Origin of the sequence: Mycobacterium aquaticum, from assembly GCF_002086485.1 — a bacterium.
In the GTDB taxonomy this organism is placed as follows: domain Bacteria; phylum Actinomycetota; class Actinomycetes; order Mycobacteriales; family Mycobacteriaceae; genus Mycobacterium; species Mycobacterium aquaticum.
This window is the reverse complement of sequence record NZ_MVHF01000031.1, coordinates 57,486-72,856: the sequence shown is the minus strand read 5'-3', so window position 1 is coordinate 72,856 and position 15,371 is coordinate 57,486. Positions and strand designations below refer to the sequence as shown.

Genomic DNA, 15,371 nt, shown 5'->3' with positions numbered 1-15,371 from the left:
CCAGGCATTGCATACACTGTTCAACCAACGAGTTGATAGGTGAAGTACGGAGATTCCTATGGCATCCGATCCAGAGGCCGGGCGAGGCCGCGGTGCCGCGTCCACGAACGGTACATCGCGGCGCGACGAATTGTTGACCGTGGCCGCCAAACTGTTCGCCGCGCGCGGCTACCACGGCACCCGGATGGACGACGTGGCCGAGGCCGTCGGGCTCAACAAGGCCACGGTCTACCACTATTACGCCAGCAAGTCGCTGATCCTCTACGACCTGTACAAGAGCACCGCGGACTTCACCGTGGAGGCCCTGCACGACGATCCCACCGCCTCTGCCCGCGAGACCATCTACAACTTCACTCGTCGGCTGCTGGTCGGCATCGCCAACGACCTGGAGAAGGCGGCGGTGTACTTCCAAGAGGGGCCCTACATCACCGAGTGGTTCACCGAGGAACAGGTCGCCTACATCCGGCACGCCGAGGCGCAGGTCTACGAGCATGTGCGCGACGTCATCGACCGAGGCATCGCCAGCGGCGAGTTCTACGACTGCGACTCGCACGTGCTGGCGCTTGGCTACATCGGCATGACCCTGGGCGCCTACCGGTGGCTGCGGCCGCACGGCAGGCGCTCGGCGCAGGAGATCGCCGTCGAGTTCAGCACCGCGCTGCTGCGCGGGCTGATCCGCGACGAGACCATCCGCAACGAGTCACCGCTGGGTATCGACGTCTAGAACCGGAACTGGTTCAAGACGTCGTAGCGCCCCGCGACGGTGGCGTTGAAGAAACCCAGCAGCAGCCGTTGCGGCGTGAGCGGAATCGTGCGGTAGTTGGCGTAGGCGGGCACTCGGTCGATGAGCCGCAGCCGTGGAATCCAGCGTTCGACCTCGCTCATGTCGCTGATGCCCCATTTGACCATCCCGTTGCTGAACAGCCGGGACAGCTTGGGGCCGATCGGGGCGATGGTGTCGAAGTCGATCTCGCCGTGCTCGAAGCGGTCGGTCAGGCGCTGCAGCAGCTCCCGCACGTCGCTTTCCTCCAGATACATCAACAGCCCTTCGGCCACGATCAACGTGGGCCGGCCGGTGGGAACCTCGTCGAGCCAGCCGGCATCGGTCACCGACGATCCGATCATGCGGTAGCCCGGCCCATCGTCGTAGAGCTTGCGCCGCAGCTCGACCACGCCGGGCTGATCCACGTCGAACCATTCGACGGTGTCGGGGCGCCGCACACGGAAGGCGCGAGTGTCCAGCCCGCACCCGAGATGCAGCACGACGGCGTCGGGGTGGCGGGCCAGGAAATCATTGGTCCAGTCGTCGAGTTGCTTGGCGCGCAGCCCGACCAGGAACTGATTGGCCCACGGCTGTGACGCCCGGTGCATCCGCTTGAAGTCGTAGTCGATGCGTTCGACGGCATCGGCGGCCGCGTGGTCGCCGAGAACCGGTTGTGCCAACCGGCTTTCGCAGGCCCGCAGATACAGCGTGCACAGGTTGGTCCATTCCACCGATCCCCAGCGCACCGAGCTGAAGTCCACCTTGTTGGTCGTCATGACCCCCTCCTCTGTTGTCGGTACTCGGCCCACATCCGGAGCATCTCGTCGTGGTAGTCCCGGCTGGAGAATTCGCAGAAGTGCTTGAAATCCTCGAGCCGTTCGCGTTGGCCGGGGCGGTTCCCGTCGAGGATCGACAGCCCGAAATCGGCGGCCTCGATGCCGAGCTTCATCCGCGCCAGCTGCACGCTGAGCACACTGGTGAAACCTCCGGGCCGCACGCGGTAGCGGTGCTGCCGGCTCGCGCTGGGCAGCCGCTCGATCAGCCCGCCTTCTTGCAGCTGGCGCGCGACGGTGCTCACCGAGGCCTTGCTGACCGAGAGCGTGTCGGCCAGCGCGGTGAGCGATTGCTCCGGCGGGTCGGAGATCATCAACCAGCCGTAGACGCGGCCCATCGTGCGTGATCCGCCGAGCAGCTCCATGAAGAGCCCGATGCGGTCGACGAACTCCGACTCTTCTGGTGTCAACGGCCCTCCAGTCTGTTCGTTCAGTACAAACTAAACGAACTATACGCCGGGTCGGGCCGTGGTCGTCAACAGTCGAAGCCCAGACTGGTCGGATGAAGTCGACCATCATGTCGCGCCGGGATCTGGAGTTTCTGCTCTACGAATGGCTGCATGTCGAGGAGCTCACCGCGCTGGACCGCTTCGCCGAGCATTCGCGCGAGACCTTCGACGGCGTGCTCGAGCTGTCGGAGCAACTGGCGACCCGCTACTTCGCTCCGCACAACAAGCTCTCCGACGCCAACGAGCCGAGCTTCGACGGGCAGACCGTCACGTTGATCCCCGAGGTGAAAGCCGCCTGGGACGCTTTCGCGGCAGCCGATCTGCTGGCCATGGGCATGGATGCCGAACTCGGCGGGGCGCAGCTGCCCGCCGTCGTGGCGCAGGCCGCGTTCGCCTGGATCGCCGCGGCCAACGTGTCGACCTCGGGATACCTGATGCTGACCATTGCCAACGCCAACCTGCTGGCCCGGTTCGGCTCGGCCGAGCAGATCGAGGACTTCGTCAAACCGATGCTGGCAGGCCGATTTTCGGGAACGATGGCGCTCTCGGAAACGCAGGCCGGGTCATCGCTGGCCGATATCACCACCCGTGCCGAGCCTGCGGACGACGGCAGCTACCGGTTGTTCGGCTCGAAGATGTGGATTTCCGGCGCCGAGCACGAGTTGACCGAGAACATCGTCAACCTGGTGCTGGCGAAGATCCCCGGCGGGCCCGCCGGAACCAAAGGCATCTCGCTGTTCATCGTGCCGAAGTACCTCGCCGACGGCACCCGCAACGGCGTGGCCATCTCCGGGCTGAATCACAAGATGGGACAACGGGGTATCACCAACACCGTGCTCAACTTCGACGGCGCCGTCGGCTATCTCGTCGGCGAACCGCACCGCGGCATCGTCTACATGTTCCACATGATGAACGAGGCCCGGCTCGGCGTCGGCATGGGCGCGGTGGCGTTGGGCTACACGGGCTACCTCAAATCGGTGCAGTATGCCCGGGAGCGGCCCCAGGGCCGCCCGTTGGGTGTCAAAGATCCGACGACGCCGCAGGTACCGATCATCGAGCATCCCGATGTGAAGCGAATGCTGTTGGCGCAGAAGGCCTATGTGGAAGGCGGCCTGGCGCTCGGCCTGTATTGCGCCAAGCTGGTCGACACCGGCGACACCGCTCTGCTCGACATCCTGACCCCGGTGGCCAAGAGCTGGCCGTCGCAGTGGTGCCTGGAGGCCAACAACCTGGCGATCCAGGTGCACGGCGGCTACGGATACACCCGCGAGTACGACGTCGAGCAGCACTATCGGGACAACCGGCTGAACCCGATCCACGAGGGTACGCACGGCATCCAGAGTCTGGATCTGTTGGGCCGCAAGGTGACCCAGAACGGTGGGGCCAGCTTGATGGCGCTGGGGGAGCGCATCACCGTGACGGTCAAGGCCGCCCGGGAAGGCGCGGCAGTCGACCTGGCCGATCAGCTCGACGCCGCCTGGCAGCGCCTCGCCGGGGTGACAGCGGGGATGTTCGCCGCAGGCGACGTCGAAGCCGCGATGGCCAACAGTGCGGTGTACCTGGAGGCCTTCGGGCACATCGTGGTGGCGTGGATCTGGTTGGAACAACTCCTGGCCGCCGAGAAAGCAGACGGAGATTTCTCCAGCGACTTCTATAAGGGCAAGCGGCAGGCGGCCCGGTATTTCTTCCGCTACGAATTGCCAAGGACTGCGCCGCAGTTGGATCTGCTGGAGAGCCTGGACCGCACCACCCTCGAGATGCGCGACAGCTGGTTCTAGTCGAACTTGATGATCTGACGCACCGCGGTGCCGTCGGCCAGAGCGTCCATCCCGGCGTTGATGTCGTCGAGCGCAATGGTCGCCGACACCAGCTGCTCGACGGGCAGCCGCCCGGCCCGCCACAGTTCCACGAAGCGCGGGATGTCGCGGGCGGGGACCGCCGAACCTAAGTAGCTGCCGATGAGTGAGCGTCCCTCGGCGACGAAACCCAATGGGGACACCGAGATCCGCGCATCGGGGCGGGGCAGGCCGACGGTGATGGTGCGACCGCCCGGACCCGTCAACGCGATCGCGGTCTCCAGTGCGGCCGGATGTCCGGCCGCCTCGATCACGACCGTGGCCTTGACATCGGCAGCTTGCTCGGGCGTGTAGGTCTCGTGCACGCCCAGCGCGCGGGCCCGGTCCAGTTTGTCCGTCACCTGATCGACACCGACGACGCGGACGTCGTCATGGGCCAGCGCGGTGAGGGCCGCCGCCATCCCCACGCCGCCCAGCCCCACCACAACGACCGTCTGGCCGGGCTGTGGTTTGCCCACATTGAGGACGGCGCCGCCGCCGGTGAGCACCGCGCAACCCAACAGGGACGCGACGACCGGCGGGACGTCGGCGGGCACGGGCACCACCGATCGGCGATCCACCACGGCGTACGTGGCGAACCCGGACACCCCGAGGTGATGGAACACCGGCTCGCCATCACGCGTGAGCCGGATGCCGCCGTCCATCAGCGTGCCCGCGCCGTTGGCGGCGCTGCCCGGGCCGCAGGGGGTCAACCCGTCGGTGGCGCACGCCGGACAACTGCCGCAGCGCGGCAGGAAGGTCATCACCACGCGCTGGCCGATGGGCAGGTCACTGTCGCCGGCCTCGACGATCCCGGCGGCCTCGTGCCCCAACAGCATCGGGACCGGGCGCACCCGGTTGCCGTCCACCACCGAAAGGTCGGAATGGCACAGTCCCGCCGCTTCGATTCGGACCAGCAGTTCGCCGGGGCCCGGCCCGGCGAGATCGAGGTCGGACACGGTCAGGGGCCCGGACTGGGCGTAGGGGCGGGGCAGGCCGATGCGGTCGAGGACGGCTCCACGGATCTTCATGACCAACAGCCTGCCGTGACTGTCAGACTTCCACCATGACCGAGGCTCCCGCCGAATTCACCTCTGCCGACTTTTCACTGCACTGGCCGGTGCTCACGCGGTGGACCGACAACGACATGTTCGGGCACCTGAACAACGCGGTGTACTACGAACTGTTCGACACCGCGATCAACGCCTGGATCAACACGAACTGCGATATCGACCCGATCACGGCGCCGTGGCTGGGGGTGGTGGCGGAGTCGGGCTGCCGGTTCCTGTCTGAGCTGAAGTTCCCCGATCCGCTGGTCGTGGGGCTGTCGGTGACCCGATTGGGCAGTAGCAGCGTCACGTACCGACTGGGGCTCTTTCGGTCCGACGGGCCGGTCGCCGCGGTCGGTCACTGGGTGCATGTCTACGTCGATCGGCAGTCCCGACGCCCGGTGCCGATTCCCGATGAGATCAGGTCCCTGCTGAGGTCGATATGCTCGGCGGATGCCGCTGGTAAGTAAGACAGTCGAAGTCGACGCCCCCGCCGAGACGATCATGGCGATCGTCGCCGACTTCGAGGCCTATCCGCAGTGGAACCCAGAGATCAAGGGATGCTGGATTCTGGCCCGTTATGACGACGGCCGGCCCAGCCAGCTGCGGTTGGACGTCGAGATCCAAGGGCAGGCCGGAGTGTTCATCACCGCGGTCTACTATCCGGCCGAAAACCAGATCTACACCGTGCTGCAGCAGGGTGACCACTTCTCCAAGCAGGAGCAGCGCTTCTCGGTCGTGCCCCTCGGGGCCAGCACGCTGTTGCAGGTCGACATGGAGGTCGAGGTCGACACCAAGCTGCCGATCCCCAGCCTGATGGTGAAGAAGCTCATCGGTGACACCCTGGACCACTTGGCCAACGCCCTGATCGGCCGGGCGCAGCAGCTGTCGGCCTAGCCAAACCACTGGGCGAGTGGCCCGGCCTAGAACTGCCCGCAGTTCGGCGTGGTCGGTACACCGTTGAACCGGTCGGCGATCCACTGCATACCGCGCTCGCCGTCCATGAAGTAGGCCAGCGCGTGGTTGACCGCCAGCTTGTTGAGGAACGGCGGCTGGTCATTGGTCCAGAACTCGACGTCGGCCCCCTGTGCGCACCAGTCCCGACCGAGCTGGTTGGCGCCGGTCCACGGCACCAGCGGATCGAAGTGGTTGCTGTCGATGAACACCGGCGCAGTGGGTTTGAGCCGGCCGATGCGCTGCAGATCGAGCAGGCTCTTGAACGGCTCGTTGGCGATCACTTCATAGGGGTCGCCGTTGAAATACGAACGCAGATGATGGAAACCGAACGTCAGCGCGGTCTCGACGACGCACTGGTCCTTGGTCTTGGCCAGCAGGTCCTCGCCCTGCGGGGTGAGCTTGTCGTGGATCGCGTCGGCGGCTTCGGGGTAGGCCGCGATGGCGCCGTTGATGAGGTAGCCGACAGCTCCGACCAGGATGCTGCCGTCGACATAGGGCAGCAACTCGGGCAGATCGGCCGGCGGTGCGCCGGCGTACGCACCCACCAGATGCAGCTCGGGTGCGTAGCCGGGGGCCGATTCCACGGCTGCTGCGCTGGCTCCGCCGCCCTGCGAATAACCCCACAGCGCCACGGGTCCGTCCGGCGTCAGCGACGTCCCCGGCAGTCTCTTGGCCGCGCGCGCCGCGTCCAGCAGTGCCTGCGCCTCGGCCAGCCGGTTGACGTAGGTGTGCACGCCCGGAGTGCCCAAACCCTCGTAATCGGTTACCACGACCGCGAATCCGCGCGCGACCATGGTGGCGACGAACAGTTCCTCGTAGCCCATGGTGATGTCGAGGCCGCTGGAAAAGTGGATGCTCTGGCCGAACACCCGCGACGGCGCGCACTGGTCACCCTGTCCCTGGGTGCCCGGTGCGAACGCGATCAACGGGCGTGGTCCGGCTCCCGGCCAGGGCCGGTCGGGCTCGAAGTAGGTGCCGGTGACCGCGGTGGGCTTACCACGAGAGTCATTGCTGAGGTACATGATTCGGGTGGCGGTGGCCACCCAGCTGCCGAGTTGCCCGGACGGTTCGTAGACGATCCGCATGGGCTCGCTGCGGATCAGATCACCGGGGTTGCCTGCCGGTAGTGGATCAGGCGGGGTGTAGAACTCGCCGTAGCGATTGCACTGAAATTCCTTGGCATATATGTCATCCGGCTCGAACCCGCAGTTGCCGGTGACCGGATCGGCGGCCGCGGGCACGGCGGTGGCGCACAGCAGTGCGATGGCAGCGAGCAACGACACGAACCAGTTACGGTTGACCCCCACCCGCGGATCGTTACATATCCGATGCCGAATCGGACTCGTTTTCGTGATTCCACATGCCGCTCTCGTCCAGCCGGGCGATCAACCGCGTTGCGCCATCGGTGAACTGGACGGCGTTGAGTTGCACCACGCCGGCGGTGTCGCGACGTCGCAGTGCCGCGATCAAGGCTCGATGATGTTCGACCGCATCGGCGCCCCACCGTGGATCGTTCGAATACACCAGCGCGGGCAGATACCGTGCGACGTGAAGAAGAAACCAGGCCAACTTGATTCGTCCGCTGGCCCGGTTGAAGGCACGGTGGAACGCGAACTCGGCCGACGAGATCTCCTCGGCGTCCGCCCGGGCGACCGCCCCTTCGAGGTCGGCATTGAGGTGCTCGAGCTCGTCGATCTCCTCGTCGGTGATGCGCTCGACGGCGGTGGCGGCGAGTTCGCGCGCGATGGTGGCCTGCAACCAGAAGATGTCCTCGACGTCGGTGCGGGTCAACGGGACCACGACATGCCCGCGGTGCGGCTCCAGTTGCACCATGCCCTCGCCGCGCAGCGTGCGCAGCGCCTCGCGCACCGGTGTGATGCTGACGCCCAGCGTGGCCGCGGTTTCGTCCAACCGGATGAACGTGCCGGGCCGCAGGACGCCGGTCATGATCTCGGCGCGCAAATGCGCCGCGACCTCGTCGGAGAGTTGCTCGCGGCGGGCGACGCGACGGCGCCGCGCGGCGGGGCGGGCGGGTGCGTTCACATGATCTCCGGTCAGGCTTGTCCTCGTGAGGCCGAGGCCATAGTGTGACCGGGGCAACCCTATGTTTGATCAAATATCAACGTCGTGCAACCCGATGGGAGTACCGGACCGTTGACAGCCGACCCGTCCCCCACCGACCAGCCTTATCTGGCCCGTCGTCAGAACTGGACCAACCAGCTGGCGCGGCACGCGCTCATGCAGCCGGACAAGACCGCGCTGCGGTTCCTGGGGCACACCACCACCTGGCGTGAGCTCGACGAGCGGGTCGACAAGTTGGCCGGTGCCCTGAGCCGACGCGGCATCGGCGTGGGCGACCGGGTCCTGATCCTGATGCTCAACCGTCCCGAGTTCATCGAATCGTTCCTTGCGGCAAGCAAACTGGGCGCCATCGCGGTGCCGGTGAACTTCCGGATGACGCCGCCGGAGATCGCCTTCCTGGTCGGCGACTGCCAGGCTCGCGTGATCGTCACCGAATCCGTCCTGGCTGGGGTCGCCACAGCGGTCCGCGACCTGGATCCGACGCTGCAGACGGTGATCGTCGCGGGCGCTGGCGGCGATGATGGCGTGCTCGGTTACGACGACCTCATCGCCGAGCCCGGCCCGAGCCCGGAAGTCGTTGATATTCCTGATGATTCGCCCGCTCTGATCATGTATACGTCGGGGACCACCGGCCGACCCAAGGGCGCGGTGCTCACGTACGCCAACCTCACCGGCCAGGCCATGACCAACATGTTCACCGTCGGCGTCGACCTCAGCAATGACGTCGGCTTCATCGGTGTCCCGCTGTTCCACATCGCCGGGATCGCGGGCAATGTGACCACCGGGCTGCTGTTGGGCCTGCCGACCGTGCTCTACCCGTTGGGTGCCTTCGATCCTGGCGCGCTGCTGGATGTGCTGGAGGCCGAGAACGTCACCGGCATCTTCCTGGTGCCCGCGCAGTGGCAGGCCGTCTGCGCCGCGCAGCAGGCCAAGCCCCGCAACCTCAAGCTGCGCGTGCTGTCCTGGGGCGCGGCCCCGGCGTCGGACACGTTGCTGCGGACCATGGCCGAGACCTTCCCCGGCACCCAGATCCTTGCCGCGTTCGGGCAAACCGAGATGTCGCCGGTCACCTGCATGCTGTTGGCCCAGGACGCGATTCGGAAACTGGGCTCCGTCGGCCGCGTCATCCCCACGGTGTCGGCCCGCATCGTCGACGAGAACATGAACGATGTGGCGGTCGGCGACGTCGGCGAGATCGTCTATCGGGCACCGACGTTGATGGCCGGCTACTGGAACAACCCGAAGGCCACCGCCGAAGCATTCGCCGGCGGCTGGTTCCACTCCGGTGACCTGGTGCGCCAGGACGACGAGGGCTACGTCTGGGTGGTGGACCGCAAGAAGGACATGATCATCTCCGGCGGGGAGAACATCTATTGCGCGGAGGTGGAGAACGCCCTGGCGGCCCACCCGGCGATCGTCGAGGCCGCAGTGATCGGGCGGCCCGATGAGAAGTGGGGTGAGGTGCCCGTGGCCGTCGTGGCGCTCAGTGGTGGTCAGGATTCGCCGCTGAATCTGGCCGACCTCGACGGGTTTCTCACAGAGCGGCTGGCCCGGTACAAGCACCCCAAGGCCCTCGAGATTGTCGAGGCCCTGCCGCGTAACCCCTCGGGCAAGGTCCTCAAGACCGAGCTCCGTGCGAGATTCGGTCGCGAAGAGCCGATTAACGTTAGCGAAAGTTATTCTCCGTCAACGGTTTCTGCAGGTCATCAAGGAAAATAGCGAATAGGGGAGGGGTTTGCTAACGGTTCACGGCATAATCCAGCCGATGCGGTGCACGGCCACGTTTGTATCGGGTACAGTCCTGTGGTCTCACTTACTACCCACGAGTAGGGAGATTGGGATCACGTACGCGGGGTTGAGGCAAGGAGGGGGCGTGCGACACGTCCAGGGGGTGCACCGGTGACGGCATCGACCAACGCACTTGTCGGCTACGTTCGTGATCAGCTCGAGAAGCCGATGGCGATGGTCGGTGGCTTCTTCAAGATGACGGTACTCACCGGCAAGGCACTTCTCACCCGGCCGTTCCAGTGGAAGGAATTCGTCCTTCAGAGCTGGTTCCTGATCCGGGTCGCGTTCCTGCCGACGCTGGCGGTGTCCATCCCGCTGACGGTGCTCATCATCTTCACGCTGAACATCCTGCTCGCGGAGTTCGGTGCGGCCGACATCTCCGGCGCCGGTGCGGGTCTGGCCGCGGTGACGCAGCTCGGGCCCCTGGTGACGGTGTTGGTCGTGGCCGGTGCGGGGTCGACGGCCATCTGCGCCGACTTGGGCGCCCGCACGGTCCGCGAAGAGATCGACGCCATGGAGGTGCTCGGCATCGACCCGATCGAACGCCTCGTGGTTCCGCGCGTCGTCGCCGCGACGTTCGTCGCCTTCCTGCTCAACGGCACCGTGATCATCATCGGCCTCGTCGGTGGCTTCTTCTTCGGTGTGTACATCCAGAACGTCTCCGCCGGTGCGTACGTCTCGACCCTGACGCTGCTCACCGGTTTCCCCGAGGTCATGATCTCGGTCATCAAGGCCACGGTCTTCGGTCTGATCGCCGGGCTGGTCGGCTGCTACCGCGGGCTGACCACCGCCGGCGGCTCGAAAGGTGTTGGTACCGCGGTGAACGAGACCCTGGTCTTGTGCGTCATCGCGCTGTTCGCTGTCAACGTCGTGCTCACCACCATCGGTGTGCGGTTCGGAACGAAGACCTGACATGAGTACATCAACAGTCCTTCGCTCCCGGTTCCCCCGGGCGTTCGCGCGTTCGTCCGAGGTGGCTGCCGCTCCGGCGCGGCTGCTCGACAGCATGGGCCACGTCGCGTGGTTCGTGGTGCAGGCCGTCGGCCATGTTCCCCACGCGTTCCGGCACTACCGGCGGGAGACCCTGCGGCTGGTCGCCGAGATCGGCATGGGCACCGGCGCCATGGCCGTCATCGGCGGCACCGTCGCCATCATCGGCTTCGTCACCCTGTCCGCGGGCTCCCTGATCGCCATCCAGGGTTTCGCATCCCTGGGCAACATCGGCGTCGAGGCGTTCACCGGGTTCTTCGCGGCCCTGGCCAACGTCCGCGTCGTCGCACCCGTGGTCACCGGTCAGGCACTGGCCTCCACAGTCGGTGCCGGCGCCACCGCCGAACTCGGCGCCATGCGCATCAGCGAAGAGGTCGACGCCCTGGAAGTGATGGGCATCAAGTCGATTTCGTACCTGGTGTCCACCCGGCTGATGGCGGGCGCCATCGTCATCGTCCCGCTGTACGCGATGGCCATCCTGCTGTCGTTCCTGTCGGCACAGCTGGTGACGACCATTTTCTATGCCCAGTCCGTCGGAACGTACGAGCACTACTTCCACACGTTCCTGCGCGTCGACGACGTGATGTGGTCCTTCCTCGAGGTCGTCATCATGTCGATCATCGTGATGTTGAACCACTGCTACTTCGGCTACTACGCCAGTGGCGGTGCTGTCGGTGTCGGTGAGGCAGTGGGGAGGTCGATGCGTACCTCGTTGATCGCGATCGTCTGTGTGGTCTTGTTGGCATCGTTGGCGCTGTACGGCACCGACCCCAACTTCAACCTCACGGTGTAGCGCCATGACCGCGCCGCACGCCCCGCTGAACAAGTCGAAGACCCCGCCGTACAAGCTGGCGGGGCTCGTCTTGGCCCTCGTGACCGCACTGGTCCTGGTCCTGACCTGGTTCCAGTTCCGCGGGGCATTCGAGCCCAAGACGCAGCTGACGGTCCTGTCCGGCCGGGCCGGTTTGTCGATGGACCCGGGTTCGAAGGTCACCTACAACGGGGTGCCGATCGGCAGGCTGGCCACGGTCAACGTGGTCGAGGTCAACGACAACCCCGAAGCCAAGCTGATCCTGGACGTCGACCCGAAGTACCTGCATCTCATCCCGCAGAACGTGGACGCCGAGTTGCGGGCCACCACGGTGTTCGGCAACAAATACATCTCGTTCATCTCGCCGCCGAATCCGTCTCCGGAGCGGGTCTCCGCGGATACTCCGATTCAGGCCCAGGGTGTGACGACGGAGTTCAACACGCTGTTCGAGACCATCACGAAGATCTCCGAGCAGGTCGATCCGATCAAGCTGAACGAGACCCTGACCGCGACCGCCCAGGCCCTCGACGGCCTCGGCGACAAGTTCGGGCAGTCGATCGTCAACGGCAACACCATCCTGGCCGACCTGAACCCGCGCATGCCGCAGATCCGGCACGACATCACTGCCCTGGCCGATCTGAGCGAGGTGTACGCGAACGCTTCACCGGATCTGTGGAACGGCTTGACCAACGCGGTGACAACAGCGCACACCCTCAATGATCAGCGTGGCAACCTCGATCAGGCGCTGGTGGCCGCGGTCGGGTTCGGCAACACCGGTGGTGACATCTTCGAGCGCGGCGGCCCCTACCTGGTGCGTGGCGCCCAGGACCTGCTGCCGACCTCGGCGCTGCTGGACAAGTACAGCCCGGCGTTGTTCTGCACCATCCGCAACTTCCACGACGCCGCACCGAAACTGGCTGCCGCCCTTGGCGGTAACGGCTATTCGCTGCTGACGCACTCGCTCGTCGTCGGCGTCGGTAACAAATACGTCTATCCCGACAACCTGCCTCGGGTGAACGCCAAGGGCGGCCCCGAGGGCCGGCCGGGCTGCTGGCAGCCCATTACCCGTGACCTGTGGCCGATGCCGTACCTGGTGATGGACACCGGAGCGTCGATCGCGCCGTACAACCACTTCGACCTCGGTCAGCCGTTGACGGCCGAGTACGTGTGGGGCCGCCAAGTGGGGGAGAACACGATCAACCCATGAGCATCAAGGGCACACTCATCAAACTGGGGATCTTCTCCCTGGTGTTGCTCACGTTCACCGCGCTCATCTTCGTGGTGTTCGGTCAGATCCGGTTCAACAGCACCAACGAGTACTCGGCGGTGTTCAAGAACGTCAGCGGTCTGCGTAGCGGGCAGTTCGTCCGGGCCGCCGGCGTCGAGGTCGGCAAGGTTTCCAAGGTCGACCTGATCAACGGCGGCGAGCAGGCCGAGGTCAAGTTCACCGTCGAGAAGTCGTTGCCGTTGTTCGACCAGACCACCGCGGCGATCCGCTACCAGGACCTGATCGGTAACCGCTATCTGGAGCTCAAGCGCGGCGAGAGCAACAAGATCATCCCGCCGGGCAGCACCATTCCGCTCGAACGCACCCAGCCGGCGCTGGACCTCGATGCCCTGGTCGGCGGCTTCCGGCCGCTGTTCAACTCGCTGGCCCCGGACAAGGTGAACACCATCGCCAAGTCGCTGATCACGGTCTTCCAGGGTCAGGGCGGCACCATCAACGACATCCTGGACCAGACCTCGCAGCTGACCTCCACGATCGCCGACCGCGATCAGGCCATCGGCGAGGTGATCAAGAACCTCAACATCGTCCTGGACACCACGGTCAAGCATCAGAAGCAGTTCGACGACACATTGAAGAACTTCGAGACGCTGATCACCGGCCTGAAGAACCGGGCCGATCCGATCGGCGCCTCGGTGGCCAACATCAGCAACGCGGCGGGTTCACTCGCCGACCTGCTGAGCGACAACCGGCCGCTGCTGCACGACACGCTGGGCTATCTCGACGTCATCCAGAAGCCACTGATCGACCAGAAGCAGGAGGTCAACGACATCCTGGTCCAGATTCCGGCAGCACTGAAGATCATCGGCCGCGCTGGTGGCATCTACGGTGACTTCTTCAACTTCTACGCCTGTGATCTCTCGTTGAAGCTCAACGGGTTGCAGCCGGGCGGCCCCGTCCGAACCGTACGAATCACTTCGCAGCCGTCGGGTAGGTGCACGCCGAAATGAGGACACTGCAGGGTTCCGACCGGTTCCGTAAAGGCCTGATGGGCGTGGCCGTGGTCGCGCTCATCATCGGGGTGGGTTCGACGCTGACCAGCGTGCCGATGATCTTCGCGGTACCGACCTACTACGCGCAGTTCACCGACACCGGTGGCCTGAACGTGGGTGACCGGGTGCGCATCGCCGGTATGGACGTCGGTGACGTCAAGACGATGGACATCAGCGGTGACAAGGTGGTGATCGGCTATACGCTCGGCGGCCGCACCATCGGCACCGACAGCCGGGCCGCCATCCGGACCGACACCATCCTGGGTCGCAAGAACATCGAGATCCAGCCGCGGGGCAACCAGACCTTGTCGCCGGGCGGGACACTGCCGGTCGGTCAGACGACCACGCCGTACCAGATCTACGACGCCATCTTCGATGTCACGCGCAACGCCTCGGGGTGGGACATCCAATCGGTCAAGCAGTCGCTGAACGTGTTGTCGGAGACGGTGGATCAGACCTCGCCACACCTGAGCGCAGCGCTTGACGGGGTGGCCAAGTTCTCCGAGACCATCGGCAAGCGCGACGATCAGGTTCGTCAGCTGCTGGCCAACGCCAACAAGATCGCCACGGTCCTCGGTGACCGCAGCACGCAGGTCAACCAGCTGCTGGTGAACGCGCAGACCCTGCTGGCCGCGGTCAACCAGCGTGGCCAGGCCGTCAGCTTGCTGCTCGAGCGGGTCTCGTCGGTATCGCAGCAGGTCGAGGGCCTGATCAACGACAACCCGAACCTCAACCACGTGCTGGAGCAGCTGCGCACGGTCAGCGACATCCTGGTTCAGCGCAAGCAGGACCTTGCCGACACGCTGAGCATCGCGGGCAAGTTCATCACCTCGCTGGCCGAGGCGCTGGCGTCGGGCCCGTACTTCAAGGTCATGCTCGTCAACCTGCTGCCGCCGCAGATCCTGCAGCCGTTCGTCGATGCGGCGTTCAAGAAGCGCGGCATCGATCCGGAAGAGTTCTGGCGTAACGCGGGCCTGCCGGCGTTCCGGTTCCCGGATCCCAACGGCAAGCGGTTCGAGAACGGCGCTCCGCCGCCGGCTCCGACACCGCTGGAAGGCACCCCGGAGCATCCCGGGCCTGCCGTCCCGCCTGGTTCGCCGTGCTCGTACACGCCGACGGCGCAGGGCATCCCGTCTCCGGGTAACCCGCTGCCGTGTGCGGCCGCAACCGTGGGGCCGTTCGGTGACAACCCGTACGGACCGAACTACGGCCCGCCCGATGTGGCGACGTCCGCACCGAATCCCGATGGTGTGGCGCATTCGCCGGGTGTGCCCAGCGCGGCCATCCCGGGCCAGATGCCGCCGGATCAGCCGGGCGCCCCGCCGGCGCCGCTGGCTCCCGGTCCGCCGGGTGCCCGCACCGTGCCGGTCAGCCCGCAGCCCGGGCCCGACGAGTTCGTCCCCGGGTTCGCGCCGATACCGCCGCCGCTGAATGCGCCTCCGGCACCTCCGGGCCCGGGGCCGCAGCTGCCGCCGGTGGACCAGGCTCCGTTGCCGGGTAACCCGCCGTTCCTTCCGCCAGGGTCGCAGGGATAGGC

15 protein-coding genes are annotated in these 15,371 nt (G+C 65.8%); 10 read left to right on the top strand and 5 right to left on the bottom strand.

Annotated elements, in window-relative coordinates; all coding sequences use genetic code 11:
• Positions 1 to 58: 58 nt before the first annotated feature.
• Positions 59 to 724: a TetR/AcrR family transcriptional regulator gene (locus BST13_RS25565; RefSeq protein WP_083166849.1), complete on the top strand. Its 666-nt coding sequence runs from the start codon at positions 59 to 61 to the stop codon at positions 722 to 724.
• Here the strand turns inward: BST13_RS25565 and BST13_RS25560 are convergent.
• Together BST13_RS25560 and BST13_RS25555 are read right to left on the bottom strand one after the other, a co-directional pair.
• Positions 721 to 1,539 carry a class I SAM-dependent methyltransferase gene (locus BST13_RS25560; RefSeq protein ID WP_083166847.1) on the bottom strand — a complete coding sequence of 273 codons (819 nt, stop codon included), beginning with the start codon at positions 1,537 to 1,539 and terminating at the stop codon, positions 721 to 723. The two genes, BST13_RS25565 and BST13_RS25560, sit on opposite strands and share 4 nt — an antisense overlap.
• The gene (locus tag BST13_RS25555; protein ID WP_083166846.1) at positions 1,536 to 2,006 is read right to left on the bottom strand and encodes a GbsR/MarR family transcriptional regulator; all 471 of its coding nucleotides are present in this window, start codon (positions 2,004 to 2,006) and stop codon (positions 1,536 to 1,538) included. The genes BST13_RS25560 and BST13_RS25555 overlap by 4 nt, the downstream gene beginning before the upstream one ends.
• A 92-nt stretch (positions 2,007 to 2,098) precedes the next feature.
• On the opposite strand from BST13_RS25555, the gene BST13_RS25550 reads away from it, so the two are divergent.
• Positions 2,099 to 3,823, top strand: a complete 1,725-nt coding sequence (locus BST13_RS25550; RefSeq protein WP_083166844.1) for an acyl-CoA dehydrogenase — start codon at positions 2,099 to 2,101, stop codon at positions 3,821 to 3,823.
• On the opposite strand, the gene BST13_RS25545 is transcribed toward BST13_RS25550, so the two are convergent.
• A complete protein-coding gene (locus tag BST13_RS25545) occupies positions 3,820 to 4,911 on the bottom strand; it encodes an alcohol dehydrogenase catalytic domain-containing protein (protein WP_083166843.1) in 1,092 nt (363 codons plus the stop codon). The two genes, BST13_RS25550 and BST13_RS25545, sit on opposite strands and share 4 nt — an antisense overlap.
• A gap of 35 nt (positions 4,912 to 4,946) precedes the next feature.
• On the opposite strand from BST13_RS25545, the gene BST13_RS25540 reads away from it, so the two are divergent.
• Positions 4,947 to 5,399, top strand: coding sequence for an acyl-CoA thioesterase (locus BST13_RS25540; RefSeq protein WP_083166841.1), 453 nt, complete (start codon positions 4,947 to 4,949; stop codon positions 5,397 to 5,399).
• The gene (locus BST13_RS25535; RefSeq protein WP_083166840.1) at positions 5,383 to 5,826 is read left to right on the top strand and encodes an SRPBCC family protein; all 444 of its coding nucleotides are present in this window, start codon (positions 5,383 to 5,385) and stop codon (positions 5,824 to 5,826) included. Before BST13_RS25540 ends, BST13_RS25535 begins: the two co-directional genes overlap by 17 nt.
• 26 nt (positions 5,827 to 5,852) lie before the next feature.
• Here BST13_RS25535 and BST13_RS25530 read toward each other — a convergent pair whose 3' ends face one another.
• Positions 5,853 to 7,193: a lipase family protein gene (locus tag BST13_RS25530; protein WP_425437051.1), complete on the bottom strand. Its 1,341-nt coding sequence runs from the start codon at positions 7,191 to 7,193 to the stop codon at positions 5,853 to 5,855.
• Between the two features lie 10 nt (positions 7,194 to 7,203).
• A complete protein-coding gene (locus BST13_RS25525) occupies positions 7,204 to 7,929 on the bottom strand; it encodes a GntR family transcriptional regulator (protein WP_083166838.1) in 726 nt (241 codons plus the stop codon).
• An 84-nt stretch (positions 7,930 to 8,013) separates the two neighbouring features.
• On the opposite strand from BST13_RS25525, the gene fadD5 reads away from it, so the two are divergent.
• From fadD5 to BST13_RS25495, 6 genes are all read left to right on the top strand, one after another.
• On the top strand, positions 8,014 to 9,687 hold the full coding sequence (gene fadD5, locus BST13_RS25520) for a fatty-acid--CoA ligase FadD5 (protein WP_425437050.1): 1,674 nt from the start codon (positions 8,014 to 8,016) through the stop codon (positions 9,685 to 9,687).
• A 180-nt stretch (positions 9,688 to 9,867) separates the two neighbouring features.
• On the top strand, positions 9,868 to 10,668 hold the full coding sequence (locus BST13_RS25515) for an MlaE family ABC transporter permease (protein ID WP_083166836.1): 801 nt from the start codon (positions 9,868 to 9,870) through the stop codon (positions 10,666 to 10,668).
• Between the two features lie 94 nt (positions 10,669 to 10,762).
• Positions 10,763 to 11,539 (top strand): MlaE family ABC transporter permease, encoded by a 777-nt coding sequence (locus BST13_RS25510; RefSeq protein ID WP_425437052.1) that lies wholly within the window; start codon positions 10,763 to 10,765, stop codon positions 11,537 to 11,539.
• 4 nt (positions 11,540 to 11,543) lie between these two features.
• Positions 11,544 to 12,764: an MCE family protein gene (locus BST13_RS25505; protein WP_083166833.1), complete on the top strand. Its 1,221-nt coding sequence runs from the start codon at positions 11,544 to 11,546 to the stop codon at positions 12,762 to 12,764.
• Positions 12,761 to 13,792 (top strand): virulence factor Mce family protein, encoded by a 1,032-nt coding sequence (locus BST13_RS25500; protein WP_083166832.1) that lies wholly within the window; start codon positions 12,761 to 12,763, stop codon positions 13,790 to 13,792. The genes BST13_RS25505 and BST13_RS25500 overlap by 4 nt, the downstream gene beginning before the upstream one ends.
• Positions 13,789 to 15,369, top strand: a complete 1,581-nt coding sequence (locus BST13_RS25495) for a virulence factor Mce family protein (protein WP_083166882.1) — start codon at positions 13,789 to 13,791, stop codon at positions 15,367 to 15,369. Before BST13_RS25500 ends, BST13_RS25495 begins: the two co-directional genes overlap by 4 nt.
• The last annotated feature ends 2 nt before the right edge of the window (positions 15,370 to 15,371 follow it).